The 26,979-nt window shown below is 55.9% G+C and carries 27 protein-coding genes; 20 read left to right on the forward strand and 7 right to left on the reverse strand.

Annotated features, from left to right (window positions below; all coding sequences use genetic code 11):
* Positions 1-4: 4 nt before the first annotated feature.
* Positions 5-1,213, reverse strand: a complete 1,209-nt coding sequence (gene mdtH, locus AL479_RS18735) for a multidrug efflux MFS transporter MdtH (RefSeq protein ID WP_061077159.1) — start codon at positions 1,211-1,213, stop codon at positions 5-7.
* Positions 1,214-1,505: 292 nt separating this feature from the next.
* Here mdtH and rimJ point away from each other — a divergent pair, with 292 nt between their 5' ends.
* The 4 genes from rimJ to murJ all read left to right on the forward strand — a co-directional run bounded on the left by rimJ (position 1,506) and on the right by murJ (position 5,318).
* Entirely contained in the window at positions 1,506-2,090 is a 585-nt protein-coding gene (rimJ, locus tag AL479_RS18740) for a ribosomal protein S5-alanine N-acetyltransferase (protein ID WP_043001008.1), read from the forward strand.
* A gap of 9 nt (positions 2,091-2,099) precedes the next feature.
* Positions 2,100-2,747: a YceH family protein gene (locus tag AL479_RS18745; RefSeq protein ID WP_061077160.1), complete on the forward strand. Its 648-nt coding sequence runs from the start codon at positions 2,100-2,102 to the stop codon at positions 2,745-2,747.
* Between the two features lies 1 nt (position 2,748).
* Positions 2,749-3,672, forward strand: coding sequence for a Gfo/Idh/MocA family protein (locus AL479_RS18750; RefSeq protein ID WP_061077161.1), 924 nt, complete (start codon positions 2,749-2,751; stop codon positions 3,670-3,672).
* 110 nt (positions 3,673-3,782) lie between these two features.
* The gene (murJ, locus tag AL479_RS18755) at positions 3,783-5,318 is read left to right on the forward strand and encodes a murein biosynthesis integral membrane protein MurJ (RefSeq protein WP_061077162.1); all 1,536 of its coding nucleotides are present in this window, start codon (positions 3,783-3,785) and stop codon (positions 5,316-5,318) included.
* 84 nt (positions 5,319-5,402) lie between these two features.
* On the opposite strand, the gene flgN is transcribed toward murJ, so the two are convergent.
* The 3 genes from flgN to flgA form a co-directional block, all read right to left on the reverse strand.
* Positions 5,403-5,825 carry a flagella biosynthesis chaperone FlgN gene (gene flgN / locus AL479_RS18760; protein WP_042319675.1) on the reverse strand — a complete coding sequence of 141 codons (423 nt, stop codon included), beginning with the start codon at positions 5,823-5,825 and terminating at the stop codon, positions 5,403-5,405.
* Positions 5,826-5,833: 8 nt separating this feature from the next.
* Positions 5,834-6,127: a flagellar biosynthesis anti-sigma factor FlgM gene (gene flgM / locus AL479_RS18765; RefSeq protein ID WP_061077163.1), complete on the reverse strand. Its 294-nt coding sequence runs from the start codon at positions 6,125-6,127 to the stop codon at positions 5,834-5,836.
* A gap of 93 nt (positions 6,128-6,220) precedes the next feature.
* Entirely contained in the window at positions 6,221-6,877 is a 657-nt protein-coding gene (flgA, locus tag AL479_RS18770; RefSeq protein ID WP_061077164.1) for a flagellar basal body P-ring formation chaperone FlgA, read from the reverse strand.
* A 156-nt stretch (positions 6,878-7,033) separates the two neighbouring features.
* Between flgA and flgB the strand changes: the two genes are divergently transcribed.
* The 11 genes from flgB to flgL all read left to right on the forward strand — a co-directional run bounded on the left by flgB (position 7,034) and on the right by flgL (position 16,925).
* Positions 7,034-7,450, forward strand: a complete 417-nt coding sequence (gene flgB / locus AL479_RS18780; protein WP_042319669.1) for a flagellar basal body rod protein FlgB — start codon at positions 7,034-7,036, stop codon at positions 7,448-7,450.
* 3 nt (positions 7,451-7,453) lie between these two features.
* Positions 7,454-7,858: a flagellar basal body rod protein FlgC gene (gene flgC / locus AL479_RS18785; protein ID WP_043001001.1), complete on the forward strand. Its 405-nt coding sequence runs from the start codon at positions 7,454-7,456 to the stop codon at positions 7,856-7,858.
* A 12-nt stretch (positions 7,859-7,870) separates the two neighbouring features.
* Positions 7,871-8,569: a flagellar hook assembly protein FlgD gene (gene flgD, locus AL479_RS18790; protein WP_061077165.1), complete on the forward strand. Its 699-nt coding sequence runs from the start codon at positions 7,871-7,873 to the stop codon at positions 8,567-8,569.
* 25 nt (positions 8,570-8,594) lie between these two features.
* Complete coding sequence (gene flgE, locus AL479_RS18795) at positions 8,595-9,869, forward strand: flagellar hook protein FlgE (protein WP_061077166.1); 1,275 nt, start codon at positions 8,595-8,597, stop codon at positions 9,867-9,869.
* 20 nt (positions 9,870-9,889) lie between these two features.
* The gene (flgF, locus tag AL479_RS18800) at positions 9,890-10,645 is read left to right on the forward strand and encodes a flagellar basal-body rod protein FlgF (protein ID WP_061077167.1); all 756 of its coding nucleotides are present in this window, start codon (positions 9,890-9,892) and stop codon (positions 10,643-10,645) included.
* A gap of 13 nt (positions 10,646-10,658) precedes the next feature.
* The gene (flgG, locus tag AL479_RS18805) at positions 10,659-11,441 is read left to right on the forward strand and encodes a flagellar basal-body rod protein FlgG (RefSeq protein WP_042319653.1); all 783 of its coding nucleotides are present in this window, start codon (positions 10,659-10,661) and stop codon (positions 11,439-11,441) included.
* Positions 11,442-11,498: 57 nt separating this feature from the next.
* On the forward strand, positions 11,499-12,197 hold the full coding sequence (gene flgH / locus AL479_RS18810; RefSeq protein ID WP_042319652.1) for a flagellar basal body L-ring protein FlgH: 699 nt from the start codon (positions 11,499-11,501) through the stop codon (positions 12,195-12,197).
* Between the two features lie 12 nt (positions 12,198-12,209).
* Entirely contained in the window at positions 12,210-13,307 is a 1,098-nt protein-coding gene (locus AL479_RS18815) for a flagellar basal body P-ring protein FlgI (protein ID WP_043000997.1), read from the forward strand.
* Positions 13,307-14,257 (forward strand): flagellar assembly peptidoglycan hydrolase FlgJ, encoded by a 951-nt coding sequence (gene flgJ, locus AL479_RS18820; RefSeq protein WP_061077168.1) that lies wholly within the window; start codon positions 13,307-13,309, stop codon positions 14,255-14,257. The genes AL479_RS18815 and flgJ overlap by 1 nt, the downstream gene beginning before the upstream one ends.
* A gap of 65 nt (positions 14,258-14,322) precedes the next feature.
* On the forward strand, positions 14,323-15,957 hold the full coding sequence (gene flgK / locus AL479_RS18825) for a flagellar hook-associated protein FlgK (protein WP_061077169.1): 1,635 nt from the start codon (positions 14,323-14,325) through the stop codon (positions 15,955-15,957).
* A gap of 14 nt (positions 15,958-15,971) precedes the next feature.
* A complete protein-coding gene (gene flgL, locus AL479_RS18830) occupies positions 15,972-16,925 on the forward strand; it encodes a flagellar hook-associated protein FlgL (RefSeq protein WP_061077170.1) in 954 nt (317 codons plus the stop codon).
* A gap of 83 nt (positions 16,926-17,008) precedes the next feature.
* Here the strand turns inward: flgL and AL479_RS18835 are convergent, their stop codons facing one another.
* Complete coding sequence (locus AL479_RS18835) at positions 17,009-18,202, reverse strand: MFS transporter (RefSeq protein ID WP_061077171.1); 1,194 nt, start codon at positions 18,200-18,202, stop codon at positions 17,009-17,011.
* A gap of 110 nt (positions 18,203-18,312) precedes the next feature.
* Here AL479_RS18835 and AL479_RS18840 point away from each other — a divergent pair, with 110 nt between their 5' ends.
* A complete protein-coding gene (locus AL479_RS18840; RefSeq protein WP_061077172.1) occupies positions 18,313-19,248 on the forward strand; it encodes a LysR family transcriptional regulator in 936 nt (311 codons plus the stop codon).
* Between the two features lie 39 nt (positions 19,249-19,287).
* Here the strand turns inward: AL479_RS18840 and rne are convergent, their stop codons facing one another.
* A complete protein-coding gene (gene rne, locus AL479_RS18845; RefSeq protein WP_061077173.1) occupies positions 19,288-22,599 on the reverse strand; it encodes a ribonuclease E in 3,312 nt (1,103 codons plus the stop codon).
* A gap of 572 nt (positions 22,600-23,171) precedes the next feature.
* On the opposite strand from rne, the gene rluC reads away from it, so the two are divergent.
* Positions 23,172-24,125 (forward strand): 23S rRNA pseudouridine(955/2504/2580) synthase RluC, encoded by a 954-nt coding sequence (gene rluC / locus AL479_RS18855; protein ID WP_061077175.1) that lies wholly within the window; start codon positions 23,172-23,174, stop codon positions 24,123-24,125.
* A gap of 115 nt (positions 24,126-24,240) precedes the next feature.
* On the opposite strand, the gene AL479_RS18860 is transcribed toward rluC, so the two are convergent.
* Positions 24,241-24,825 (reverse strand): Maf family protein, encoded by a 585-nt coding sequence (locus tag AL479_RS18860; RefSeq protein WP_061077176.1) that lies wholly within the window; start codon positions 24,823-24,825, stop codon positions 24,241-24,243.
* Positions 24,826-25,022: 197 nt separating this feature from the next.
* On the opposite strand from AL479_RS18860, the gene yceD reads away from it, so the two are divergent.
* The 3 genes from yceD (at position 25,023) to plsX (ending at position 26,957) form a co-directional block, all read left to right on the forward strand.
* Positions 25,023-25,544 (forward strand): 23S rRNA accumulation protein YceD, encoded by a 522-nt coding sequence (gene yceD, locus AL479_RS18865; RefSeq protein WP_043000987.1) that lies wholly within the window; start codon positions 25,023-25,025, stop codon positions 25,542-25,544.
* A 16-nt stretch (positions 25,545-25,560) separates the two neighbouring features.
* Positions 25,561-25,734, forward strand: a complete 174-nt coding sequence (gene rpmF, locus AL479_RS18870; RefSeq protein WP_000290727.1) for a 50S ribosomal protein L32 — start codon at positions 25,561-25,563, stop codon at positions 25,732-25,734.
* Between the two features lie 146 nt (positions 25,735-25,880).
* The gene (gene plsX, locus AL479_RS18875; RefSeq protein ID WP_071887718.1) at positions 25,881-26,957 is read left to right on the forward strand and encodes a phosphate acyltransferase PlsX; all 1,077 of its coding nucleotides are present in this window, start codon (positions 25,881-25,883) and stop codon (positions 26,955-26,957) included.
* Positions 26,958-26,979: the final 22 nt, after the last annotated feature.

Here is a 26,979-nt window from a genome sequence, read left to right on the forward strand (position 1 = left end):
CAAATCAGGCGCCGGGTTCCAGCATGCCGCGCGGTGTGCGTTTATGACTGAACTGCCAGCCCAGCGCCAGGAAGGTGATGAAGCCAATGATCCCCAGCATCATCCAGGGTAACTCGGGCTGCTGGAGCAGTTTCCCCATATCAAACAGCCAGCCGCCGCCGATATACCCGATAGCTCCGCCTATGGCTAACCCCAGACGGCTAAAGCCCATATAGCTGCCGCGCGCACGGGCATCCGACAGCGAGGCGCTGAGGGTTTCACGGGCAGGTTCGGCGATAATCGAACCGATATAGAAGGTGCAAATCAGCGTGAACAACTGCTGTAAGTCACTCACCAGCCCCACGGGTAACATGCTCAGTGACATCAGCAGCAGGCCCGCCATCAGGCGATGCTCAAGACGAAACCGTTTCTCGCTCCAGCGTGCAATGGGGTAGAGCAGCGTCAGAGAAAGGCAAGCCTCAATGGCATACATCCATTTCACCGCGGAAGGTGAACCGGCAATGTCATTGACCATAATTGGCAGCATCAGCATGACCTGGACCGCCAGCATGTAATAGCCCGCAAGCGTTAGCACATAGGTGACAAAGCGTTTATCACTGAGCACCCGGCTCATTCCTTCCCGTACCGGAATACGCACAGTAGAGAGTTTCCACGCAGGCAGCAGCCAGGCGTTAAAGGCGGCGCAAAGCACGAACAATATTGCTCCGGTCGCGCAAACCAGACGGAAGTCATACTGCAACAGCCAACTGCCTAACAGCGCACCGATAACGGCCCCTGCGCTGTCCTGCATCATCAATATTGAGAAGAAGCGCCCCCGCTGATGCGGGCGAATCAGCTTCACCACCAGCGCCGAGCGCGGCGGATCGAACAGCGTGCCGCCGAGACCGGAAAGGAAACAGGAGAACCACAAAAGCCAGGGTTCATGGGCGATGCCCATGGTGGCAAACCCGGCGGCGCGCATCAGCATGCCGGTGACGATCATCGGTTTCGCGCCAAAGCGGTCGGCAACCGCGCCGCCAAAAATTCCCAGCCCCTGTTGAATCAGCTGACGCAGGCCAAGGGCGATGCCAACCATCACGGCGGCCCAACCCATTTGATCGACGAAACGAATTGAGATCAGCGGGAATACGACGAAGAAGCCCAACACGACCAGCATATTATCGATGAGCAGGAAAGTTTTACCCAGGTTCCTGGCCTGCGAGACACGCGACATTTCCCCTCCCGGGAAACACTCGTCACTCTTCGGGTTGCGCGGAATTTGCGGCATTCGAATGATTGAGAGTATATAAAGCGAAGTACCTCCTATTCTGCGGCTTCGCTGTCTTTTTGCCCACCCTCGCCGGGACAATATTTTTTTATCAAAAGTCCATCTTGATAGAGAGTTTTCATCAAAATGGCGGAATAATTCAAAAAATGGCAAATTGCACTTTTCACAGGGTGGTTTTGCACAGGTATAGTAAGTCAATCAGGGTGTAACGGCGATTCGGGAAGGAGTAGGAATAAATATGTTTGGCTATCGCAGTAACGTGCCAAAAGTGCGCTTAACCACCGACCGCCTGGTCGTGCGTTTAGTGCATGAGCGTGATGCCTGGCGTCTGGCAGATTATTACGCGGAAAATCGTCATTTCTTAAAACCCTGGGAACCAATTCGTGATGAAAGCCACTGCTATCCCTCCGGCTGGCAGGCGCGGCTGAGCATGATTGCCGAATTTCATAAGCAAGGTTCCGCCTATTACTTTGCGTTGCTGGATCCTGATGAAAAGGAGGTCATCGGGGTAGCGAATTTTTCTAACGTGGTGCGGGGGTCTTTCCATGCCTGCTATCTGGGTTATTCCATTGCGCAGAAATGGCAGGGGCAGGGACTGATGTTTGAAGCACTGACCGCCGCAATTCGTTATATGCAACGCACGCAACATATTCATCGCATTATGGCGAATTACATGCCGCACAATAAACGCAGCGGCGATTTACTGGCGCGACTTGGCTTTGAAAAAGAAGGCTACGCGAAAGACTATCTGTTGATTGACGGGCAATGGCGCGACCACGTGCTGACGGCGTTAACGACATCAGAATGGACCGCAGGTCGGTGAGGATACCCTATGAAATATGAATTAACTGCCGCTGAAGCCCGTGTGATTGGCTGTCTGCTCGAAAAACAGGTCACGACACCAGAGCAATATCCGCTCTCCGTAAATGGCGTGGTCACCGCCTGCAATCAGAAAACCAACCGTGAACCGGTGATGAATATGGCGGAGCACGAGGTGCAGGAACAACTCGACAATCTGGTGAAGCGCCATTTTCTGCGCACGGTCAGCGGCTTTGGTAGCCGCGTCACCAAGTATGAGCAGCGCTTCTGTAACTCGGAATTTGGCAACCTGAAACTGAGCCCCGCGGAGGTAGCGCTGGTGACGACACTGCTGCTACGCGGCGCACAGACGCCGGGCGAATTGCGCAGTCGCGCCTCGCGGATGTATGAATTCAGCGATATGGCGGAAGTTGACGCGACCCTGGAACGTCTGGCGACGCGGGAAGACGGCCCTTATGTCGTCCGTCTGGCGCGTGAACCGGGTAAGCGCGAAAGCCGCTATATGCATCTGTTCTGCGGCGAGGTGCAGGAGCCAGTAGCCCTGGCCGATGAGCCACAGGCGGCGACAGGGGATTTACAGGCCCGCGTCGAGGTGCTGGAAAGCGAAGTCGCCGCGCTGAAACAGCGCCTCGAGTCGCTACTGGAACATCTGGGAGAATAACGTGACACCATTACGTATCGGGGTGGTCGGTCTTGGGGGCATCGCCCAGAAAGCCTGGCTACCCGTGCTTGGCACCGCCAGCGACTGGACGCTACAGGCCGCCTGGTCGCCGTCGCGTGAAAAAGCGGAGAAAATCTGCGCAGCCTGGCGCATTCCGTATGCCGGTTCGCTGACCGACCTTGCCGCGGGCTGCGACGCGGTGTTTGTTCATTCCAGCACGGCGACCCATTACGCCGTCGTCAGTGAATTACTCAATGCCGGCGTTCATGTCTGCGTTGATAAGCCGCTGGCGGAAAATTTACGTGATGCTGAGCGGCTGGTAGCGTTAGCAGCGAAGAAAAATCTGACGCTGATGGTCGGGTTCAATCGTCGCTTTGCGCCACTGTATCGTGAGCTGAAGGCGGAACTGGGGACGGCGGCGTCTCTGCGGATGGATAAACACCGTACCGACAGCGTGGGGCCTCACGATCTGCGGTTCACGCTGCTGGATGATTATCTGCATGTCGTTGACACCGCGCTGTGGCTGGCGGGCGGCAACGCGCAGCTCAGCAGCGGGACGCTACTCACCAACGACGCGGGCGAGATGCTGTACGCAGAGCACCATTTCGCGGCCAGTCAGTTGCAAATCACCACCAGTATGCACCGTCGAGCGGGAAGCCAGCGTGAGAGTGTGCAGGCGGTGACCGATGGCGGGCTGATTGACGTGACGGATATGCGTGAGTGGCGTGAAGAGCGCGGGCAGGGTGTATTGCACAAACCGGTTCCGGGCTGGCAAACCACGCTTGAACAGCGTGGATTCGCGGGTTGCGCACGCCATTTTGTCGAATGTGTACAAAATCAGACGGTTCCGGAAACCGCGGGCGAGCAGGCGATCCTTGCCCAGCGCGTGGTGGATAAGCTCTGGCGCGAGGCGATGAGCGAATAATCCCCTGTAACATCTGGCGGTAGTAATTCACCGTAATCCAGGTAGACTAAGCGCCTCTTCCAACGCCTGCACTGCAGGCGTTTTGCCGTAGGGTCTGGAATAAAAAAGCAATGAACCTATTAAAATCGCTGGCCGCCGTCAGCTCAATGACGATGTTTTCACGTGTGCTGGGTTTTGCACGTGACGCGATTGTCGCCAGAATCTTTGGTGCCGGGATGGCAACCGATGCCTTTTTTGTGGCATTCAAATTACCCAACCTGCTACGCCGCATATTTGCGGAGGGCGCCTTTTCTCAGGCCTTTGTCCCTATTCTGGCTGAATACAAAAGCAAGCAGGGCGAAGACGCCACTCGCGTGTTTGTCTCTTATGTTTCGGGACTGCTGACGCTGGCGCTTGCCGTGGTCACCGTTGCCGGGATGCTGGCCGCCCCGTGGGTGATCATGGTGACGGCGCCGGGGTTTGCCGACACCGCCGATAAATTCGCGTTAACCACCAAACTGCTGCAAATCACCTTTCCGTACATCTTACTGATCTCACTGGCGTCGCTGGTCGGGGCGATCCTCAATACCTGGAACCGCTTCTCCATTCCGGCGTTTGCGCCCACGTTTTTGAACATCAGCATGATCGGTTTCGCGCTGTTCGCCGCGCCGTATTTTAATCCACCGGTGCTGGCACTGGCATGGGCGGTAACCGTTGGCGGCGTGCTGCAACTGGTGTATCAGCTTCCCCATCTGAAGAAAATCGGCATGCTGGTGCTGCCGCGGGTTAACTTCCGCGATGCGGGGGCGATGCGGGTTGTGAAACAAATGGGCCCGGCGATACTCGGCGTCTCCGTCAGTCAGATCTCACTGATCATTAACACCATTTTCGCCTCTTTTCTCGCGTCTGGTTCCGTTTCGTGGATGTACTACGCGGATCGCCTGATGGAGTTTCCGTCGGGGGTGCTGGGCGTGGCGCTGGGGACCATTCTGCTGCCTTCACTGTCGAAGAGTTTTGCAAAAGGCGACCATGACGAATATTGCCGCCTGATGGACTGGGGATTGCGTCTGTGCTTTTTGCTGGCGCTGCCGAGTGCGGTGGCGATTGGGATCCTGTCTGGACCCTTGATTACGTCATTATTCCAGTACGGTAAATTCACGGCCTTCGATGCGCTGATGACGCAGCGCGCGTTGATTGCTTATTCTGTGGGGCTGATGGGGCTGATTGTGGTGAAAGTGCTGGCGCCGGGTTTTTATTCGCGGCAGAACATCAAAACGCCGGTTAAGATCGCCATCGTGACGCTTATCATGACCCAGTTGATGAACCTTGCGTTCATTGGACCGTTGAAGCACGCCGGGCTGTCGCTGTCGATTGGTCTTGCCGCCTGTCTGAACGCGGGACTGCTGTACTGGCAACTGCGCAAGCAGAACATTTTTACCCCACAGCCGGGCTGGATGCGCTTTTTGATCCGTCTGATTGTTGCTGTGCTGGTGATGGCCGCCGTGCTGGTTGGTATGTTGCATATCATGCCGGAGTGGTCGCTGGGGACCATGCCGTGGCGTCTGCTTCGCCTGATGGCGGTGGTCGTGGCCGGTATTGCCGCCTACTTTGCCGCGCTGGCGGTGATGGGCTTTAAAGTGAAAGAGTTTGCACGCCGGACGGTGTAATCACGATGGCTGATGGCGCTTTGCTTATCCAGTCTACACCGTGCTGTAGTCTGGATAAGGCGAAACGCCGCCATCCGGTAATCATCAAATAGAGAATTTTTTTCCGCCGCGAGAGGCAGAAGAGGGTTGACCGTTCGCGCCATACAGCGACGGTTCCTGATAGGGCTTTAAAACCTCAAGCGCTTGTTGATTGCGCTGAATCTGATCTTCCAGCAGCCAGCCGTTGTGCTGGTTCAGGTCGCGTAAGTGCTGCGTTTTATCGGTAATCGCTTTCCAGCGCTCGGCGACGTCATCATTCGCGCTACGCTGCGGGTCTTGTTCCAGCCGTCGCTGTTGTTCCAGATAATCCAGGGTCGCCAGCAGAGAACTCTTTTCTTCTGTAATACGCTGCAGCTGGCTACCGTTAATGTGGCCAACGGAAAGTTGTTGCTGTTCGGCATCCATCACCGTTTTCAGGTCATTCAGGACAGCCGTCATCTGATCGAGTATTTCTGACAAGCGCGTCATACGGTCAGTTACTCACTCTGGAGATAGCTCTGCGTCTCGCGGATCAGCGAGTCGGCGATTTTCCCCGTGTCCATCTTCAGCTCACCGTTACGAATAGCGGTTTTTAATGCTTCAACACGTTCCATATTGATATCGCTCACGCCGGGCTGCATCAGTTTTGCCTGAGCATCGCTTAACGTCACGCTGGTGCTGGTTGCCGTCGAGGTTTTTTCCTGACGCGCTTTGAGGACCGGCGCATCCGTGTTTTCACGCGCCTGGACGGTGCTAACGGGTTTCAAAGGTGAGGTACGGTCAATGCTCATTTTTATCATCCTCATCGAGGGGTTATGCTGTAGCGGCCAGCTGTCATCGAATGTGTAATCACTATCGGCAGCCGCAACAAAATCTTTAACTCATTATAGGTTAATAAGAATATTCCCATCAGGATCGACAATGCCGCTGACAATCTGACCCGATAACATTCTCACTCGTGCGTTTTGCGCGACCGCCGCATTGTTCAGCGCCTTACCTTCCGCATTGACGCTGAATCCATCGCCATTGGCAACCACCTGCACGCGCTGTCCGGCTTTAATGCGCCACGCCTGGCGCAACATATTGAGCTGGATGGCCTGTCCCGGCGCGAGATCGCGCAGGCTCACCGCATCCTGAACCTGGCTGATATCCAGCACGGTACGGGGCGGGAGCTGATCAAGGCGTCCGCGTTTTAGCGTGACGCTGGCCGGGCCAAGCGTGCCTCCACGCGCAACGGGCGCGGCTGCAACCACATAGTTTCCCGTCGCCTGTACGTTGACCTGCAGATAACGTTTTTCATTGGCGCAACGTGCCAGCACATTCACGTTCCCCCACAGCTTTGCCCCGGTCATGCTGAACGCCGGCGTTTCGCAATGCGGCAACAGGTTGGGGGGAGTACGCACGGTCACGACCACATCGTCGCTGAATCCGGCCAGGCGCTGTCCGAACCAGTCGTTCAACTGCGCATTTAAATCCTGGGCCAGCGTCAGGGGACTGAACAGCAGCGCCAGCATGGCTAATCCACGTTTTAACGTTTGCATCGTCACCTCCCACCGTTTTCGCAATGACAGGATTCTACCCGTGTGTCGCAACCATCAACGCAATAAATAGCGACCCATTTTGCGTTTATTCCAGCGATAACGCGCGCGTAATGGGATTTAAGCTGTCGGCTGAATTTTGTCATCTGCGGAGGAGATATGCTCGATAAGCTCGACGCCGCCTTACGTTTTCAACAGGAAGCGCTGAATCTTCGCGCCCAACGGCAAGAGGTGTTGGCCGCCAACATTGCGAACGCCGATACGCCGGGGTATCAGGCGCGCGACATGGATTTTGCCAGTGAGTTAAAAAAAGTCATGGTGCGTGGACGGCAAGAAACCAGCGGTGTGTCGCTGGCATTAACCTCCGCACAGCATATTCCCGCCCAGGCCATCACTGCACCGTCTACGGATTTGCTCTACCGCATTCCCGATCAGCCTTCCCTCGACGGCAATACCGTCGACATGGACCGGGAGCGCACGCAGTTTGCGGATAACAGCCTGAAGTACCAGATGAGCCTGACTGCCTTGAGTGGGCAGATTAAAGGCATGATGAACGTGCTACAGGGGGGGAACTAATCCGTGGCGCTGCTGAATATTTTTGATATTGCCGGTTCGGCATTAACGGCGCAGTCCAAGCGTCTGAACGTGGCCGCCAGTAACCTGGCCAACGCCGACAGCGTCACGGGACCGGATGGTCAACCGTATCGCGCAAAGCAGGTGGTCTTCCAGGTGGATGCGGCTCCCGGCGCAGTCACGGGGGGCGTGAAAGTGTCGGACGTGATTGAGAGCCAGGCGCCGGACAAGCTGGTCTATGAACCCGGTAACCCGCTGGCCGATGCCAATGGCTACGTGAAGATGCCTAACGTCGATGTGGTCGGTGAGATGGTTAATACCATGTCAGCCTCCCGCAGCTATCAGGCGAACGTCGAAGTCCTCAACACCGTTAAAAGCATGATGCTTAAGACGCTGACACTGGGCCAGTAAAAGGAGACAGTCATGTCAATTGCGGTAAACGTTAACGATCCGACAAACACCGGTGTGAAAAGTACCAGCAATGGGAGTTCCCTGTCGGGCAGCAATGCGGCCGATCTGCAAAGCAGCTTTCTGACGCTGCTGGTGGCGCAACTGAAAAACCAGGATCCGACTAACCCGATGCAGAACAACGAGCTGACCACACAGCTCGCGCAGATCAGCACCGTCAGCGGTATTGAGAAGCTGAACACCACCCTGGGGTCAATCTCCGGACAGATCGATAACAGCCAGTCATTACAGGCCAGCGCGCTGATTGGTCATGGCGTGATGATCCCGGGTACCACCATTCTGGCGGGCAAAGGCACCGAAGAGGGAGCCACCACCACCACCACGCCGTTTGGCGTTGAGCTGCAACAGCCGGCTGATAAAGTCACCGCCACCATTACCGACAAAGACGGCAAAGTGGTGCGCACGATTGAGATTGGCGCGCTGAAGGCGGGTGTCCATACCTTTACCTGGGATGGCACCCTGACCGATGGCACGACGGCGGAGAACGGCTCGTATAACGTGGCGATTCATGCCAGCAACGGCTCGACGCAACTGGTGGCGCAACCCTTGCAGTTTGCACTGGTACAAGGGGTGATTCGCAGCAGCAGCGGCAACACTCTGGATCTGGGCACCTATGGAACCACCACCCTCGACGAAGTACGGCAGATAATCTAAGCCTTCACACTAATCAGGAGTCATCATGGCTTTTTCACAAGCGGTCAGCGGTCTGAATGCCGCCGCCACCAACCTCGATGTCATTGGTAACAACATCGCCAACTCCGCGACCTATGGTTTTAAATCCGGTACGGCGTCTTTTGCGGATATGTTTGCCGGTTCAAAAGTCGGTCTGGGCGTAAAAGTCGCGGGCATCACTCAGGACTTTACTGATGGTACGACCACCAACACCGGTCGTGGTCTGGATGTCGCTATCAGCCAGAACGGTTTTTTCCGTCTGGTCGACAGCAATGGCTCGGTTTTCTACAGCCGTAACGGCCAGTTCAAACTGGATGAAAACCGTAACCTGGTCAACATGCAGGGCATGCAACTGACTGGCTATCCGGCAACGGGTACGCCGCCGACCATTCAGCAAGGGGCAAACCCGGGTCCGATCACCATCCCGAATACCCTGATGGGGGCGAAAAGCACCGATACTGCCGCAATGCAGATCAACCTGAACTCAACGGACAAGGTTCCGGCGAATACGCCTTTCAAACCAACCGACGCTGACAGCTACAACAAACGTGCGCCTGTAACAGTGTTCGACAGCCAGGGTAACCAACACGACATTAACCTGTTTTACGTTAAAACGGGCGATAACACCTGGGACGTCTGGACTCAGGATTCCAGCGTCGCGAACGCACCGCTGGTGAAAGCCGCGCAGATGACATTCGATAAGAACGGTGGGCTGGATAACGTTGAAGAATATACGCACAGTACGACATTACCGCCGGAAGATTGGGTATTGAGCGGTACGCCTAATGCCACGCCGTCATTCTCCATTACTACCGGTACAGTAAACGGTGCTGTCCCTGCGACCTTCACTCTCAGCCTGCAAAATTCCATGCAGCAGAACACCGGGACTAACGCCGTTATCGCCACCACGCAAAACGGTTACAAGCCGGGCGATCTGGTCAGCTATCAGATTAACGACGATGGCACCGTGGTCGGCAACTACTCCAACGAACAGAAACAAGTGCTGGGGCAGATCGTGCTGGCGAACTTCGCCAACAACGAAGGTCTGGCCTCTCAGGGCGATAACGTCTGGGCCGCCACGCAGGCGTCTGGTGTGGAACTGCTGGGGACGGCGGGGACCGGTAACTTCGGTAAGCTGACCAACGGCGCGCTGGAGTCTTCGAACGTGGATCTGAGTAAAGAACTGGTGAACATGATCGTCGCCCAGCGTAACTATCAGTCGAACGCGCAGACTATCAAGACCCAGGACCAGATCCTTAACACGCTGGTTAACCTGCGCTAAGCGCCTGACGGGATAACGTAATGGATCACGCAATCTATACCGCGATGGGGGCGGCCAGCCAGACGCTGAACCAACAGGCGGTGACGGCCAGCAACCTGGCCAACGCCTCGACGCCGGGATTCCGTGCACAGCTCAATGCGCTGCGCGCCGTTCCCGTCGAAGGGCTGTCATTGCCGACGCGTACGCTGGTCACCGCGTCCACGCCGGGGGCGGATATGACGCCTGGCCAGATGGATTACACCTCGCGTCCGCTGGACGTGGCGTTACAGCAGGATGGCTGGCTGGCGGTACAGACCGCGAACGGCAGCGAAGGCTATACCCGTAACGGCAGCATTCAGGTGGATCCGACCGGACAGTTGACCATTCAGGGGCACCCAGTGATTGGTGAAGCCGGGCCGATTGCGGTGCCGGAAGGGTCGGAAATCACCATCGCGGCGGACGGCACCATCTCCGCGCTGAATCCCGGCGATCCGGCGAACACCATCGCGCCGGTGGGACGTCTGAAGCTGGTGAAGGCCGAGGGGAACGAAGTGCAGCGTGGCGACGACGGGATGTTCCGTCTGACCGCTGCCGCACAGGCAACCCGTGGCCCGGTGCTGCAGGCCGATCCGACCATTCGCGTGATGTCAGGAGTGCTGGAGGGGAGCAACGTCAATGCGGTGTCAGCGATGAGCGACATGATTGCCGGCGCCCGCCGTTTTGAAATGCAGATGAAGGTTATCAGCAGCGTGGATGACAACGCTGGTCGCGCTAACCAACTGCTGTCGATGACTTAATACAGGACACTTTATGATCAGTTCATTATGGATCGCCAAAACCGGCCTGGACGCGCAGCAAACCAACATGGATGTGATTGCCAATAACCTGGCAAACGTCAGCACCAATGGTTTTAAGCGTCAGCGTGCGGTGTTTGAAGATCTGCTTTATCAGACCATTCGTCAACCTGGCGCTCAGTCTTCTGAGCAGACCACGCTGCCGTCCGGTCTGCAAATCGGTACCGGCGTGCGTCCGGTGGCGACCGAGCGTCTGCACAGCCAGGGCAACCTGTCGCAAACCAACAACAGTAAAGATGTCGCCATCAAAGGTCAGGGGTTCTTTCAGGTCCTGCTGCCGGATGGTACTTCTGCGTATACCCGTGATGGGTCATTCCAGGTCGATCAGAATGGTCAACTGGTGACCGCCGGCGGCTTCCAGGTTCAGCCAGCGATTACCATTCCGGCTAACGCCCTGAGCATCACCATCGGTCGTGATGGTGTGGTGAGCGTAACCCAACAGGGACAGGCGGCGCCCGTACAGGTGGGCCAACTTAATCTGACCACGTTCATGAATGATACCGGTCTGGAGAGCATTGGTGAAAACCTGTACACCGAGACCCAGTCTTCCGGCGCGCCGAATGAGAGCACGCCGGGTCTGAACGGGGCGGGCCTGTTGTACCAGGGCTATGTCGAGACCTCAAACGTCAACGTCGCGGAAGAACTGGTCAATATGATTCAGGTTCAACGCGCTTACGAAATCAACAGCAAAGCGGTCTCAACGACCGATCAGATGCTGCAAAAACTGACGCAACTCTAAGGCGTTGTCCGGTGAGGCTTCTGTCTCACCGGCACCCTGATTCAGAAGATAAAGGCAATGCAAAAAAACGCTGCGCACGCTTACCCGATCATGGCCCTGCTGGTGGTTTCACTGTCAGGATGTGCCTGGATTCCTTCCACTCCGCTCGTCCAGGGCGCGACCACGGCGCAGCCTGTTCCTGGCCCGACGCCGGTGGCAAATGGTTCGATTTTTCAGTCCGCGCAGCCCATCAACTATGGCTATCAGCCACTGTTTGAAGACCGTCGTCCGCGCAACATCGGCGATACGCTGACCATTGTGCTGCAGGAAAACGTCAGCGCCAGTAAAAGCTCTTCTGCCAACGCCAGTCGTGACGGTAAAACCAACTTTGGCTTTGATACCGTACCGCGCTATCTGCAAGGATTATTCGGCAATGCGCGAGCGGACGTCGAGGCTTCCGGCGGGAATACCTTTAACGGCAAGGGCGGGGCCAACGCCAGTAATACCTTTAGCGGCACGCTGACCGTGACCGTCGATCAGGTGCTGGTCAACGGCAATTTACATGTCGTGGGTGAAAAACAGATCGCCATCAACCAGGGTACTGAGTTCATCCGCTTCTCCGGGGTTGTGAATCCGCGCACCATCAGCGGCAGCAACTCCGTTCCGTCAACTCAGGTGGCGGATGCACGTATTGAATATGTCGGAAACGGCTACATCAACGAAGCGCAAAATATGGGCTGGCTCCAGCGTTTCTTCCTTAACCTGTCGCCGATGTAAGCGAGGTCTCCCATGTTGAAATCTGTAGTTGGACTGGTTCTGGTCCTCGTCGCCACGCTGGCGCATGCCGATCGTATCCGCGATCTGACCAGCGTGCAGGGCGTGCGCGAAAACTCGCTCATTGGCTACGGCCTGGTGGTGGGGCTGGACGGGACCGGTGACCAGACGACCCAGACGCCATTTACCACCCAGACCCTGAACAACATGCTCTCGCAGTTGGGTATTACCGTGCCGACCGGGACGAACATGCAGTTGAAAAACGTCGCAGCGGTCATGGTAACCGCCTCCTTCCCGGCCTTTGGTCGTCAGGGACAAACCATCGATGTGGTGGTGTCTTCACTGGGGAACGCGAAAAGTCTGCGTGGCGGGACGCTGCTGATGACGCCGTTGAAAGGGGTCGACAGCCAGGTGTATGCGCTGGCGCAGGGCAACATTTTAGTCGGCGGCGCCGGGGCGTCTGCAGGCGGTAGCAGTGTGCAGGTGAACCAGCTTAACGGCGGACGGATCACCAACGGGGCGACAATCGAGCGCGAGTTGCCCAGCCAGTTCGGCGCGGGTAACACGCTGAACCTGCAACTGAATAATGAAGACTTCACCATGGCGCAGCAGATTGCTGACACCATCAACCGGTCACGCGGCTTTGGCAGCGCCACCGCGCTGGATGCGCGCACGATTCAGGTTCGCGTACCGAGCGGCAACAGCTCTCAGGTTCGCTTCCTGGCGGATATCCAGAATATGGAGGTGAACGTGACGCCGCAGGATGCAAAAGTGGTGATCAACTCACGTACCGGTTCGGTGGTGATGAACCGCGAAGTCACGCTGGATAGCTGTGCCGTAGCACAGGGGAATCTCTCCGTTACCGTTAACCGTCAGGCTAACGTCAGCCAGCCGGATACGCCGTTTGGTGGCGGTCAGACGGTGGTGACGCCACAAACGCAAATCGATCTGCGTCAGAGCGGCGGTTCGCTGCAAAGCGTTCGTTCCAGCGCCAATCTGAACAACGTGGTCCGTGCGCTGAATGCGCTGGGGGCGACGCCGATGGATCTGATGTCAATTCTGCAGTCGATGCAGAGCGCCGGTTGCTTACGCGCGAAACTGGAAATCATCTGATGATTAGCGACAGCAAACTGATGGCCAGCGCCGCCTGGGATGCGCAATCGCTGAATGAACTGAAGGCGAAAGCGGGTCAGGATCCGGCGGCGAACATCCGCCCGGTGGCCCGCCAGGTGGAAGGGATGTTCGTCCAGATGATGCTGAAAAGCATGCGTGAAGCGCTGCCAAAAGATGGCGTCTTCAGCAGCGATCAGACGCGTCTGTATACCAGCATGTATGACCAGCAGATTGCGCAGCAGATGACCGCCGGTAAAGGTCTGGGGCTGGCGGAAATGATGGTCAAACAGATGACGCAGGGACAGGCGCAGCCCGCGGAAGAAACGCCGCAGGTGCCGATGAAGTTCCCGCTGGAAACGGTGACCAGCTACCAGAACCAGGCACTGACGCAACTGGTGCGTAAAGCGATGCCCAAAACACCGGAGAGCAATGACGAACCGCTCTCCGGCGACAGCAAAGACTTCCTGGCGCAACTGTCGCTGCCTGCCCGTCTGGCCAGTGAGCAGAGCGGCGTGCCGCATCACCTGATTCTGGCGCAGGCGGCGCTGGAGTCCGGCTGGGGGCAGCGGCAGATCCGCCGGGAAAACGGCGAGCCGAGTTTCAACCTGTTTGGTGTGAAGGCCTCGGGTAACTGGAAAGGGCCGGTGACGGAAATCACCACGACCGAATATGAAAACGGCGAAGCGAGAAAGGTGAAGGCCAAATTCCGCGTGTACAGCTCGTACCTTGAAGCGCTGTCGGATTACGTCGGTCTGCTGACCCGCAATCCACGCTATGCGGCGGTGACCACGGCGGTTACCGCGGAACAGGGCGCGCAGGCATTGCAAAGCGCCGGCTATGCCACCGACCCGAACTATGCGCGTAAATTGACCAGCATGATCCAACAGCTGAAGTCGATGAGCGAGAAGGTGAGCAACGCCTACAACACGAATCTCGACAATCTCTTCTAAATGGCTCAAGTCCCGCGACCTGCTGCCGATAATGATCTGTAACTGAAGGATTAAAAGGAACTTCCATGTCCAGCTTGATTAATAACGCCATGAGCGGGCTGAGCGCGGCTCAGGCGGCGCTGAATACTGCCAGTAACAACATTTCCAGCTATAACGTTGCGGGCTATACCCGTCAGACGACCATTATGGCGCAAGCCAATAGCACGCTGGGTGCCGGCGGTTGGGTGGGCAATGGTGTCTATGTTTCGGGTGTACAGCGCGAATATGATTCGTTCATCACCAATCAACTGCGCGCGGCGCAGAATCAGAGCAGCGGCCTGACGACCCGTTATGAGCAGATGTCCAAAATCGACAACCTGCTGGCCAGCAAAACCAGCTCTGTCTCCACGTCCATGCAGGATTTTTTCACCAGCCTGCAAACGCTGGTAAGTAACGCCCAAGACCCGGCGGCACGCCAGACGCTGATTGGTAAAGCCAATGGACTGGTTAACCAGTTTAAAACGACCGACCAGTATCTGCGCGATCAGGACAAGCAGGTCAATATCGCGATTGGTTCCAGCGTCGATCAGATCAACAACTACAGTAAGCAGATTGCCAGTCTGAACGACCAGATCTCGCGTCTGACCGGTGTGGGTGCTGGGGCATCGCCAAATGACCTGCTTGATCAGCGCGACCAGTTGGTCAGCGAGCTGAACAAAATTGTCGGCGTGGAAGTCAGCATTCAGGACGGCGGCACCTATAACATCACCATGGCGAACGGCTATTCACTGGTGCAGGGAAGTAATGCCCGTCAGTTAGCGGCGGTCCCTTCGCAGGCCGATCCTTCGCGTACCACTGTTGCCTATGTGGATTCCATCGCGGGCAATATCGAAATTCCGGAAAAATTGATCACGACCGGTTCGCTCGGCGGTCTGCTGACCTTCCGCTCTCAGGATCTGGATCAGGCGCGCAATACGCTGGGACAACTGGCGCTGGCATTCGCCGATGCGTTTAACCAGCAGCACCGCGAGGGGTATGATGCGAACGGCAAAAATAATGTCGATTTCTTCAGTATCGGCGACCCGGCTGTGTATGGAAATAGCAAGAATACTGGTAGCATCAGCGCGACCGTTAAAACCGCCTCAGAGGTTCAGGCGACAGACTATAAAGTGGTTTATGACGGTGCGAAATGGCAGGTGACGCGTCTTGCGGATAACACCTCTTTTGAAGCGACCGAGGATGCGGGCAAACTGACCTTCGATGGCCTGGAGATTAGCATCGATGTTGGCCCTGCTAAGAATGACAGCTTTATCGTCAAGCCGGTCAGCGACGCCATCATCAATATGGGCGTTCTGGTGACTAACGAATCGCAAATTGCGATGGCGAAGGACGCCACGGCAGGCGAGAGCGACAACCGTAACGGTCAGGCGTTGCTGGATTTGCAAAAGGACAGCACAACGGTAGGCGGTTCGAAATCGTTCAACGACGCCTACGCCACGCTGGTAAGCAACGTGGGCAGCAAAACCGCCACGCTGAAAACCAGCAGCACCACCCAGGGCAATGTGGTGACGCAGCTGAGCAATCAGCAACAGTCCATTTCCGGCGTCAACCTTGACGAAGAGTACGGCAACCTGCAACGCTTCCAGCAGTATTACCTGGCCAACGCCCAGGTGTTGCAAACCGCCAACTCTCTGTTTGATGCACTGCTGAGTATTCGCTAAGGGAGCAGGAAACGATGCGTATCAGTACCCAAATGATGTACCAGCAGAACATGCGCGGTATCACCAATTCCCAGGCGGAATGGATGAAATACGGTGAGCAGATGTCGTCGGGAAAGCGGGTAATCAATCCGTCTGACGATCCCATCGCCGCATCTCAGGCCGTGGTGTTGTCACAGGCGCAGGCAGAGAATAGCCAGTTCGCCCTGGCGCGAACTTTCGCCACGCAGAAGGTTTCGCTGGAAGAGAACGTGTTAAACCAGGTGACGACAGCGATACAAAGCGCGCAGGAAAAAATCATTAATGCGGTCAACGGTACCCTAAGTGATGATGATCGCGCTTCGCTGGCGACTGACTTACAGGGGATCCGCGATCAACTGATGAACCTGGCAAACAGCACTGACGGTAATAACCGTTACATCTTTGCGGGTTACAAAACCGACGCTGCACCGTTTTCGCAGGCTGACGGCACCTATAACGGCGGTACGGAGAGTATCACTCAGCAGGTGGATGCTTCTCGTACTATGGTGATTGGTCACACCGGCAACAAAATTTTCGACACCATCACCAGCAATTCTGTTCCTGAACCTAATAACGGGACCTCCGAAACCAGTCTTTTCAAAATGCTGGATTCAGCGATTGCCTCGCTAAAATCACCGGTCGGTGATGATGAGACGCTGAAAGCGGATGCTAAAGCTGTTATGGAAAAAACCAACCGTGGACTGAGAAACTCCCTGAATAACGTACTTAGCGTGCGTGCGGAGCTGGGGACACAACTGAAGGAATTGCAGAGTCTGGACTCGCTGGGCACCGATCGCGCACTTGGGCAAACGCAGCAGATGAGTAATCTGGTGGATGTGGACTGGAACGCGGCCATTTCATCGTACGTCATGCAGCAGGCGGCGCTCCAGGCATCCTATAAAGCCTTCACCGATATGCAGGGGATGTCGCTGTTCCAGCTCAACCGCTAATACCGATTTGAAACATATCATGAAACTGGGTATGTTTTGTCTGCCCGCTCCATCTCACCCCGGAGCGGGCATTTTTTTGTCGGTTACACGCTAACCCGCAGATGAGCAGATGAACGCTTTCCCGCCAGTCTGATGACCAGCGCAATGGCACCGCTAAGGGTGGCCAGCGCGACGACGCCTTGCCAGTTTGCCAGCGCATAGATCTGACTGCCGAGCACCGAGCCGAGCGCCATGCCGATAAAGACGACGCTGAACAACAGTGCGTTCAGACGGCCTCTGGCCTGCGGTTCGAGGCTATAGACCAGATTCTGGTGCGCCACCAGACTTGATTGCAGTCCCAGGTCAAAGCCGACGGCGGAGAGCGCAATCAGCAACCACTGACCCTGCACGGGTAAGGCGGGTAACAGGAACATCAGCGCAAAAGAGATGGTCACCAGCAACGCCCCCAGTTGCGTCACTTTTTCGGCCCCTATCTTATCTGCCAGATGACCGGCCAACGGTGCGGCCAGCGCGCCAGCAGCCCCGGCGATACCAAATGCCCCCGCAGCGGCGCTGCCCATCTGATAATGTCCGGCAAGCATGACGGCCAGCGTTGACCAGAACGCGCTGAACGCGACGGACAGAAACCCCTGAGCCAGGGCGGCACGACGCAGTGCCGGGTAGCGACGCCATAACTGCGCCAGGCTCACCATCAGCGCGGGATAACTCAGCGTGGAATGGGCAGCAAACGCGGGCAGGACTTTCCACAGCAACACGCCGACCAGCGCAATACTGAGCGCGGCGAGTTGATACATTTCCCGCCAGCCAAAGGCTTCTCCGACCAGACCACTCACGGTGCGTGACAACAAAATGCCCAGCAGCAGGCCGGTCATCACGGTCCCGACCGTTTTTCCCTGCTTACCTTCTGGGGCAAGTATTGCCGCCGCCGGGACGATATCCTGCGCCATCGTTGCCGCCATCCCCAGCAACAGGCTTACTGTCAGCAAAGAATGCATCTGGTCAGTGACGCTACAGGCCAGCAGCAGCAGGGCGAGCGCTGCGCTTTTCATCAGAATGAGCCTCCGCCGGTCGTAACGGTCGCCGAGCGGCAATAAGAACAGGATCCCGAGCGCATAGCCGGCCTGCGTTAACGTGGGCACCAGTCCCATGCCGGTGATGCTGAGTGCCAAATCGGCCCCCATTAGCGGTAACAATGGTTGTGCATAGTAGATGGCGGCGACACTGAAGCCTGCGCCCAGCGCCAGAACAAAGATCAGCCAACGAGACGGTGTGTGCATTTAAAAATCCTCAATCACAGGTGTGAGGCTATTTTTCTCTGAACGTCGGTGGCCTGGTAGTCAGCAAAGTGGTAAAACCATTATACGTAAAGCGTATGAGCACCGGATAAATGAAAAAGAATGAGCGTATAGACAGGGTGGAACTGATGCGAACGTTTGTGCGCATCGTGGAGGCCGGATCGTTGTCAGCGGCCGCTCGTCAGTTGAACACGACCCAGGCGACAATCAGTCGGCGGTTGCAGTCGCTGGAGGCAATGCTGGGGGTGAAACTGGTCTTACGTACCACGCACGCCATGAAGCTTACGGACGACGGCGAGCGCGGATACCAGCACGCCAAACATATCATTGATGCCTGGCTGGCGTTAGAGGACGGACTCAACGTCACGGAAGATGAGCCCGTCGGGACATTGCGGGTGCGGGCTCCGCATGCTTTTGGTCAGCAGCAGCTCCTCACGCCGTTACTGAACTTTTTAGCGCGCTATCCCAATCTGTCGGTGGAGTGGATGCTCAACGATAAAACGGTCGATTTTCTCAGCGACAATATCGACTGTGCGATCCGCGTAGGCGTGGAGGTCGATCCGGCAACGGTTTCTGTGCTGCTGGCGGAAGTCCCGCGTAGCGTGGTCGCGTCACCGGCGCTGCTGGCGCAATTTGCAACGATCTCGGTGCCAGAACAGCTATCGTCACTGCCCTGGATTGCCGTCAATACTTTCTACCAACATAACGTCTCGCTTAGCCATCAGCACAGTCGGGAGCCGGTGACCTTTCCGATCACGCCGCGACTGAGTACCGACAGTATCTATGTAGCGCGCAATGCTGCGCTGGCGGGGTTAGGCGTGGTGGTGGTGTCAAGCTGGACGGTGACCGAGGATATCGCGCAAGGGCGACTCGTCGAGCTGGTTTCTGACTGGCAGGCCGCACCTTTGCCGGTGCACCTGGTCTATCCCTGGGCACGTTATTATCCCACTCGCCTGCGAAAATTTCTGGAATTGATGAAAAAGGTGATGCCGGAACTGGCGGGAATGCGCCGACCTGAAGGGGAATAAAAAAGCCGACCCTGAGGTCGGCTTTTTACGCTGTCGATTTTACTCGACAGGCTGAGGACGAGTCGGTCCAGCGGAGGCACTGTGTGACGCACTGTGACCACCTGCGGCGCCTTTGCCATCAAAGGCGAAAGCAGGGCGCTGCCAGTCACTGTGACGTGGCGCTTCCGGCACATATTCCGGTGCTGGCGCACGAGTCATCGGCGCAGCGGCGTGGCTGTGCTCAGCAACAGGTTCTGCCGCGACTGGTGCTGCGACTTCTGCGACCGGTGCAACGACAACGGGTTCGGATACTGGCGCTGGCGTGGTTGGCGCTTCAACGATCACAGGCGCTTGAACCGGTTCTGCAACGATTTCAGGCTCTGCAACGATTTCAGGTTCTGCAACGATTTCAGGCTCTGCAACCACTTCAGGTTCAGCCGCAACCTCGTCAGGCGCTGCAGTCACTGTTTCAGGCTCTACCGTAACCACCTCTGGTGTCTCTTCAACGACCGGAGCGGTTTCCTGCATTTCAGCGACAGGCTCTGCCTGAGCGGCAACCTCTTCGGCGACCGGCACATCGGCGTCGGCAATCATCTGCGGCTCTTCAACCACCGGGGCGGCAATCACTTCCGGATGCGTCGTTTCAACCACAGCTTCAGCCTGAACCGGTGCTTCTGCTTTCGTTTCAACGACAGCTTCAACGACCGGTTCGACTGCGGCAACGGTTTCAACGGCGGTAGCTACGGCTTGCGGTTCGGTCACGACAGGCTGTGCCTGTACCTGTTCGATTTCCTGAGCTTCTGGCTGCGCATCCTGAGGACGCGCTACCGGGTAGCGGATCCACACTTTGCCGGACGCCATTTCTGGCGAGGCGCAGGCAACTGTCAGCGGCATCGGCGACTGCAGCGGGTAACGCTCGTCACGATAACGACGGCGACGCTGGCCGCTCACACGCAGATGACGTGGAGAACGACGGGAACGACGCGGCATACCGGCGTTATCGCGTGCTTCACCGTTGTCATCCTGCTCTGGGGCCGCTTCTGTCACGACAGGCAGTGGCACTTTCACCAGCTCGGTGCTTTGCGCTGGTGCAGTCTGTGCTGCGATCGGTGCGACAACGCTCTCTTCTGCGGCAGCGGTTTCTACCACTTCCACTTCGGACGTATTGCTGCTGTAGCGGACTTTCTGGTTCAACTGACGCTGTTTACGGCGTGGTTGAGCCTGACGAACGCGCTCTTCCTGTTCGGTTTCTGGAGTCTGCTGCTCGTCAAGATTCAGCGCTTTTACTTCCTGCTGAGCCTGACGTTTGTCTTCGCTGCGACGGCGGTTACGTTCGCGACGTGGCTGCTGCTGTTCATCACCAGACTTCGCTTTATCCGCTACGTCGGTCGATTGCTGACGGTTATCACGGTTTTCGGCATTCTGCTGCGCATTGCGGCGGTTACGGCGATTCTCGTCGCGGTTCTCGCCATTCTCTGAACGTTCGCCACGGTTATCACGGTTGTCACGACGTTCGCTGCGATCGTTACGGTCACGGCGGTTGTTCTGACGTTTACGGCGATCCTGCTGACGCTCCGGCTTTTCTGCGGCTTTTGGCGCAGGCTGCTCGGCAGGTTTCACTTCTTCACTACCGCTGAACAGCGATTTCAGTGCGCCAAAGAAACGGCTCAACAGACCCGGCTCTGCCGGAGCGGCTGGCGCAACGGCGGCCTTCGGCGCAGCGGCTTTCACTGGCGGTTCGGCAGGCGTTGGCGCAGGCGGAACTTCTGGCATCGCGAAGGTGGCAAGCGCTGGCTGCTCAGGACGTTTACGCTCGGCGAACTCTTCTTCAGACGGCAACGCCATTGCTTCTTCATGCAGCTTCGGCAGCATGTAGCTCAGGGTCGGCGTCTCTTCACCTTTGCGTACGCGCAGTACGGAGTAGTGCGGCGTTTCCATTTGATCGTTAGGCACGATCACGCAGCGCACGCCATCCTGACGGGTTTCAATAGCATTAACGGCTGTACGTTTTTCGTTGAGCAGATAGGAGGCAATCGGCACAGGTACAATCGCGTGGACTTCCTGCGTATTCTCTTTCAGCGCTTCTTCTTCAATCAGACGCAGAATAGACAGGGACAGCGACTCGTTATCACGCACGGTGCCGGTACCGCTACAGCGTGGGCAGACGTGATGGCTGGACTCGCCCAGCGACGGGCTCAGGCGCTGACGGGACATTTCCAGCAGGCCGAAGCGTGAAATATGGCTGATCTGGATACGCGCACGATCCTGACGGACCGCTTCACGCAGACGGTTTTCCACCGCACGCTGATGGCGTACCGGGGTCATATCGATGAAGTCGATAACGATCAGGCCGCCGAGGTCGCGCAGGCGCAACTGACGGGCGATCTCATCGGCCGCTTCCAGGTTGGTGTTAAACGCGGTTTCTTCGATATCGCCGCCGCGGGTTGCACGAGCGGAGTTGATGTCGATGGCGGTTAACGCTTCGGTGCTGTCGATAACGATAGAGCCGCCGGAAGGCAGACGCACTTCACGCTGGAAGGCGGATTCAATCTGCGACTCGATCTGATAGTGGCTGAACAGCGGGATTTCACCGGTGTAGAGCTTGATTTTGCTGCTGAAATCCGGACGACCCAACGCCGCGATATGCTGGCGCGCCAGTTCGAGCACTTTCGGGTTATCGATAAGGATTTCACCGATATCCTGACGCAGATAGTCGCGGAAGGCGCGAACAATCACGTTGCTCTCCTGATGGATCAGGAACGGAGCAGGGCGGCTTTCAGCGGCTTTCTGAATGGCTTCCCAGTGTTTCAACCGGAAGCTTAAGTCCCACTGCAGCGCTTCGGCAGATTTGCCTACGCCCGCAGTACGTACAATAAGGCCCATGCCATCAGGCAGTTCAAGACTTGCCAGCGCTTCTTTCAGCTCGGTACGGTCGTCGCCTTCGATGCGACGAGAAATACCGCCCGCACGCGGGTTGTTTGGCATCAGAACCAGATAACTGCCCGCCAGGCTGATAAAAGTGGTCAGCGCAGCGCCTTTGTTGCCGCGTTCTTCTTTATCAATCTGAACAATAACTTCCTGGCCTTCGCGCAGCACATCTTTGATGTTAGGACGACCATGAGCGTTGTAATTGGCGGGGAAATATTCGCGGGCAATTTCTTTTAACGGGAGGAAACCGTGACGTTCAGCGCCGTAATCAACAAAAGCGGCTTCCAGACTCGGTTCAATACGGGTGATTTTGCCTTTATAGATGTTCGCTTTTTTCTGTTCATGTCCAGGACTTTCAATATCCAGGTCGTACAGACGCTGCCCATCTACAAGGGCAACACGCAACTCTTCCTGCTGAGTTGCGTTGATTAACATTCTTTTCATCGTAACTTACTCATTATTCTTACATTGACGACTAAGCTGCGGGCAGAGTATTGCCTTTCCGGGTGTGAACCGATGGCCTCGTGTCTATTCGCGTCGCCAACCTCACGGTTATCGTCAGCTCAAAGAGGCGCAGAGTGTCGGTTGCCTGCATTTCATACGGAAACGCAGCGCAATTATCAGGGGAACCGCCTGGGTATTACTCTCCAGAGAAGATCCGATCTACCGGTAAGGACTGCAACCCGCAGCCCGCTAACTGTCTGAAAGATCAATACGTCTTACGCCATTGCTGCGTGGATGATCGTCCGGACAAAATGGGTCTTTCCGTAAAATTCCTTGTTTTAACAAGATTCAGCACGGAAGCGGTGACATTATTCCACTGCTAACCTTGTTATAGCAAGATGACTTTTACCATTTATCACCCGCTTACTCACAGTTTTTTCACTTATGCGCGGTGATTGGTTTAATAACCACCAAATCAATCATGAAGCACGTGAGTGACGACGGATAAAGATAAATATAAGCATAGAAAAATGAGTGGCGCTAATCCTTATGGCTATTTAGAATCGGCCCCCATGAAAACAGAGACTCCATCCGTAAGAATTGTTGCTATTACTGCTGACGAAGCGGGGCAACGCATTGATAACTTTTTGCGCACGCAGCTCAAAGGCGTGCCGAAAAGTATGATTTATCGCATTTTGCGTAAAGGCGAAGTGCGGGTGAATAAAAAACGCATCAAACCCGAATACAAACTGCAAGCAGGTGATGAAGTGCGCATTCCGCCTGTACGCGTGGCGGAACGTGAAGAAGAGGCCGTTTCACCGCATCTGCAAAAAGTGGCGGCGCTGGCGGACGTTATCCTTTATGAAGACGACCATATCCTGGTGCTGAATAAACCGTCGGGAACCGCTGTGCATGGCGGCAGCGGGTTAAGCTTTGGCGTGATTGAAGGGTTGCGTGCGCTACGTCCTGAAGCGCGTTTTCTTGAGTTGGTACACCGTCTTGACCGCGATACGTCTGGCGTGCTGTTGGTCGCGAAGAAGCGTTCAGCATTGCGTTCGCTGCATGAGCAGCTGCGCGAAAAGGGGATGCAGAAAGATTATCTCGCCCTGGTGCGCGGGCAATGGCAGTCGCATGTCAAAACGGTACAGGCACCGTTATTGAAGAACATCCTGCAAAGCGGCGAGCGTATTGTACGGGTGAATCAGGAAGGCAAACCGTCGGAAACGCGTTTTAAGGTGGAAGAACGTTACGCGTTCGCCACGCTGGTCCGCTGTAGCCCGGTGACGGGCCGTACACACCAGATTCGCGTGCACACCCAGTACGCGGGTCATCCTATTGCTTTTGACGATCGCTACGGCGACCGCGAGTTCGATAAGCAACTGGCGGGAACGGGATTGTCGCGTCTGTTTCTGCATGCGGCCGCATTGAAGTTTACTCATCCGGGAACGGGTGAGGTACTGCGCATCGAAGCGCCGATGGACGATCAACTGAAGCGCTGTTTACAGGTGTTGCGTAAGCCAGCCTGATGCGCGTTGCTCTCTTATTGCGCTAAACCTGCCGGACAGGACGTTTACGTCGCCATCCGGCAGGTTTATACCTGATGATGTTGCGCTTATCAGGCTTACTGGATAGCGCCTTTAATCAGGTTTTCAGCGGGTTCATCTCTTCCCTGCGTAGCATCTGGCACAATGCGATCAGCGGTAAACCAATCAGCGTGTTCGGATCGCGCCCCTCTAAGCGCTCAAAGAGCGCAATTCCCAGACCTTCGCTTTTAAAACTCCCTGCGCAGTGCAGCGGGCGTTCTTTACGCACATAATCTTCAATTTCCGTTTCACTGAGATGGCGGAAGTGAACGTCAAAGGGCTCCACTTCGGTCTGTAAATGTCCCGTCGCGGAGTTATACAGCGCCAGACCGGTATAGAACGTAATGATATTGCCGCTGGCTTTGGCTAACTGCTGGCAGGCTTTCTCTTCTGTTAAAGGCTTACCGGCGATTTCGCCATCCAGTACACACACCTGATCGGAACCAATAATAAGGTGTGACGGAAAGCGGTGAGCCAGCGATTGCGCTTTCTCTTGCGCCAGTCGATTGACTAAGTGGCGAGGACTCTCTCCGGGCATCGGCGTTTCGTCTACCTCAGGGGCCGCGCATTCAAAGGGCATCGCCAGTTTTTCCAGCAGGGCGCGGCGCCAGGGAGATGTGGAGGCAAGAATGAGATTAGGCATATTTTTTCCACCAGATATAGCGTATTGATGAGAGCCATTTTAAACTATGCTCTTCGTCCTTCAGGCGTGCCGTTGTGGCGTCTCCTGAGCGAAAATAAGTCTGTAAACCGCAATGTGTGCGAATTATTGGCAAAAGGCAACCGCAGGCTGCCTTTTTCTTTGACTATATGACGTTACAAAGTTAATATGCGCGCCCTATGCAAAAGGTAAAATTACCCCTGACTCTTGATCCGGTTCGTACGGCTCAAAAACGCCTCGATTATGAAGGTATCTATACTTCTGATCTGGTAGAGCGCGTCGCCGATTCTGTAGTCAGTGTGGACAGTGATGTGGAATGCGCCATGTCGTTTGCTATCGATAACCAACGTCTTGCCGTGATTACCGGTGATGCGAAGGTTTCGGTAACGCTCGCATGTCAGCGTTGCGGGAAGCCGTTTCCTCATCATGTTCACACAACGTATTGTTTCAGTCCGGTCCGTTCCGACGAACAGGCTGAAGCACTCCCGGAAGCGTATGAGCCGATTGAGGTTAACGAATTCGGTGAAATCGATCTGCTTGCAATGGTGGAAGATGAAATTATCCTCTCCTTGCCGGTAGTTCCGGTGCATGATTCTGAACACTGTGAAGTGTCCGAGGCGGACATGGTCTTTGGTGAACTGCCTGATGAAGCGCAAAAACCAAACCCATTTGCCGTATTAGCCAGCTTAAAGCGTAAGTAATTGAGGAGTAAGGTCCATGGCCGTACAACAGAATAAACCAACCCGTTCCAAACGTGGCATGCGTCGTTCTCATGACGCTCTGACCGCAGTCACCAGCCTGTCTGTAGACAAAACTTCTGGTGAAAAACACCTGCGTCACCACATCACCGCCGACGGTTACTACCGTGGCCGCAAGGTAATCGCTAAGTAATCACGCGTTACTCAACGAATTTTACGTAGCAGGCAGGCTGTTAATGCCTCTTCCGCGTAAGAGACGAAGAGAATCCGTGTGATGAAGCTTAGTGAGGAAATTCCCCGTTGCTGCGGGGAAATACCAAACCAGGCGGCGAAACGACTTTGACACGTCTAACCCTGGCGTTAGATGTCATGGGGGGAGATTTTGGCCCTTCCGTGACAGTGCCTGCAGCATTGCAGGCACTGAATTCTAATTCACAACTCACACTTCTTTTAGTCGGGGATCCCGATACCATCACGCCATTACTTGCTAAAGCTGACTTTGAACAACGTTCGCGTCTGCAGATTATCCCTGCACAGTCAGTTATCGCCAGTGATGCCCGACCTTCGCAGGCAATCCGCGCCAGTCGCGGGAGCTCAATGCGGGTGGCGCTGGAACTCGTGAAGGAAGGGCGAGCACAAGCCTGCGTTAGCGCCGGAAATACCGGTGCGCTGATGGGACTTGCAAAATTATTGCTCAAACCGCTCGACGGTATTGAGCGCCCTGCGTTGGTGACGGTTTTGCCGCATCAGCAGAAAGGGAAGACGGTGGTCCTCGATCTGGGGGCAAATGTCGATTGCGACAGCAAGATGCTGGTGCAATTTGCCATTATGGGCTCGGTGCTTGCGGAAGAAGTGGTGGGTATTAACAACCCTCGCGTGGCCTTGCTCAACATCGGCGAAGAAGAAACCAAGGGGCTCGACAGCATTCGGGATGCCTCTGTGGTGCTAAAAACGATCCCTTCCATCAATTACATCGGCTATCTTGAAGCCAATGAGTTATTGACGGGGAAAACGGATGTTCTGGTATGTGACGGTTTTACGGGCAATGTCACATTAAAGACGATGGAAGGTGTTGTCAGAATGTTCCTTTCACTGCTGAAATCTCAGGGTGAGGGTAAAAAACGGTCGTGGTGGCTGCTGATATTAAAACGTTGGTTACAAAAAAGCCTGGCGAGGCGATTCAGTCACCTCAACCCCGACCAGTATAATGGCGCCTGTCTGTTAGGATTGCGCGGCACGGTGATAAAAAGTCATGGTGCGGCCAATCAGCGAGCGTTTACCGTCGCGATTGAACAGGCAGTGCAGGCGGTGCAGCGACAAGTTCCTCAGCGAATTGCCGCTCGCCTGGAATCGGTATACCCAGCTGGATTTACAATGCTGGACGCTGGTAATGGCGACACATCACAGCCACACTGATTACGGTGTGGCGTGAGAGCCC

Origin of the sequence: Citrobacter amalonaticus, assembly GCF_001559075.2 — a bacterium.
In the GTDB taxonomy this organism is placed as follows: Bacteria; Pseudomonadota; Gammaproteobacteria; order Enterobacterales; family Enterobacteriaceae; genus Citrobacter_A; species Citrobacter_A amalonaticus_F.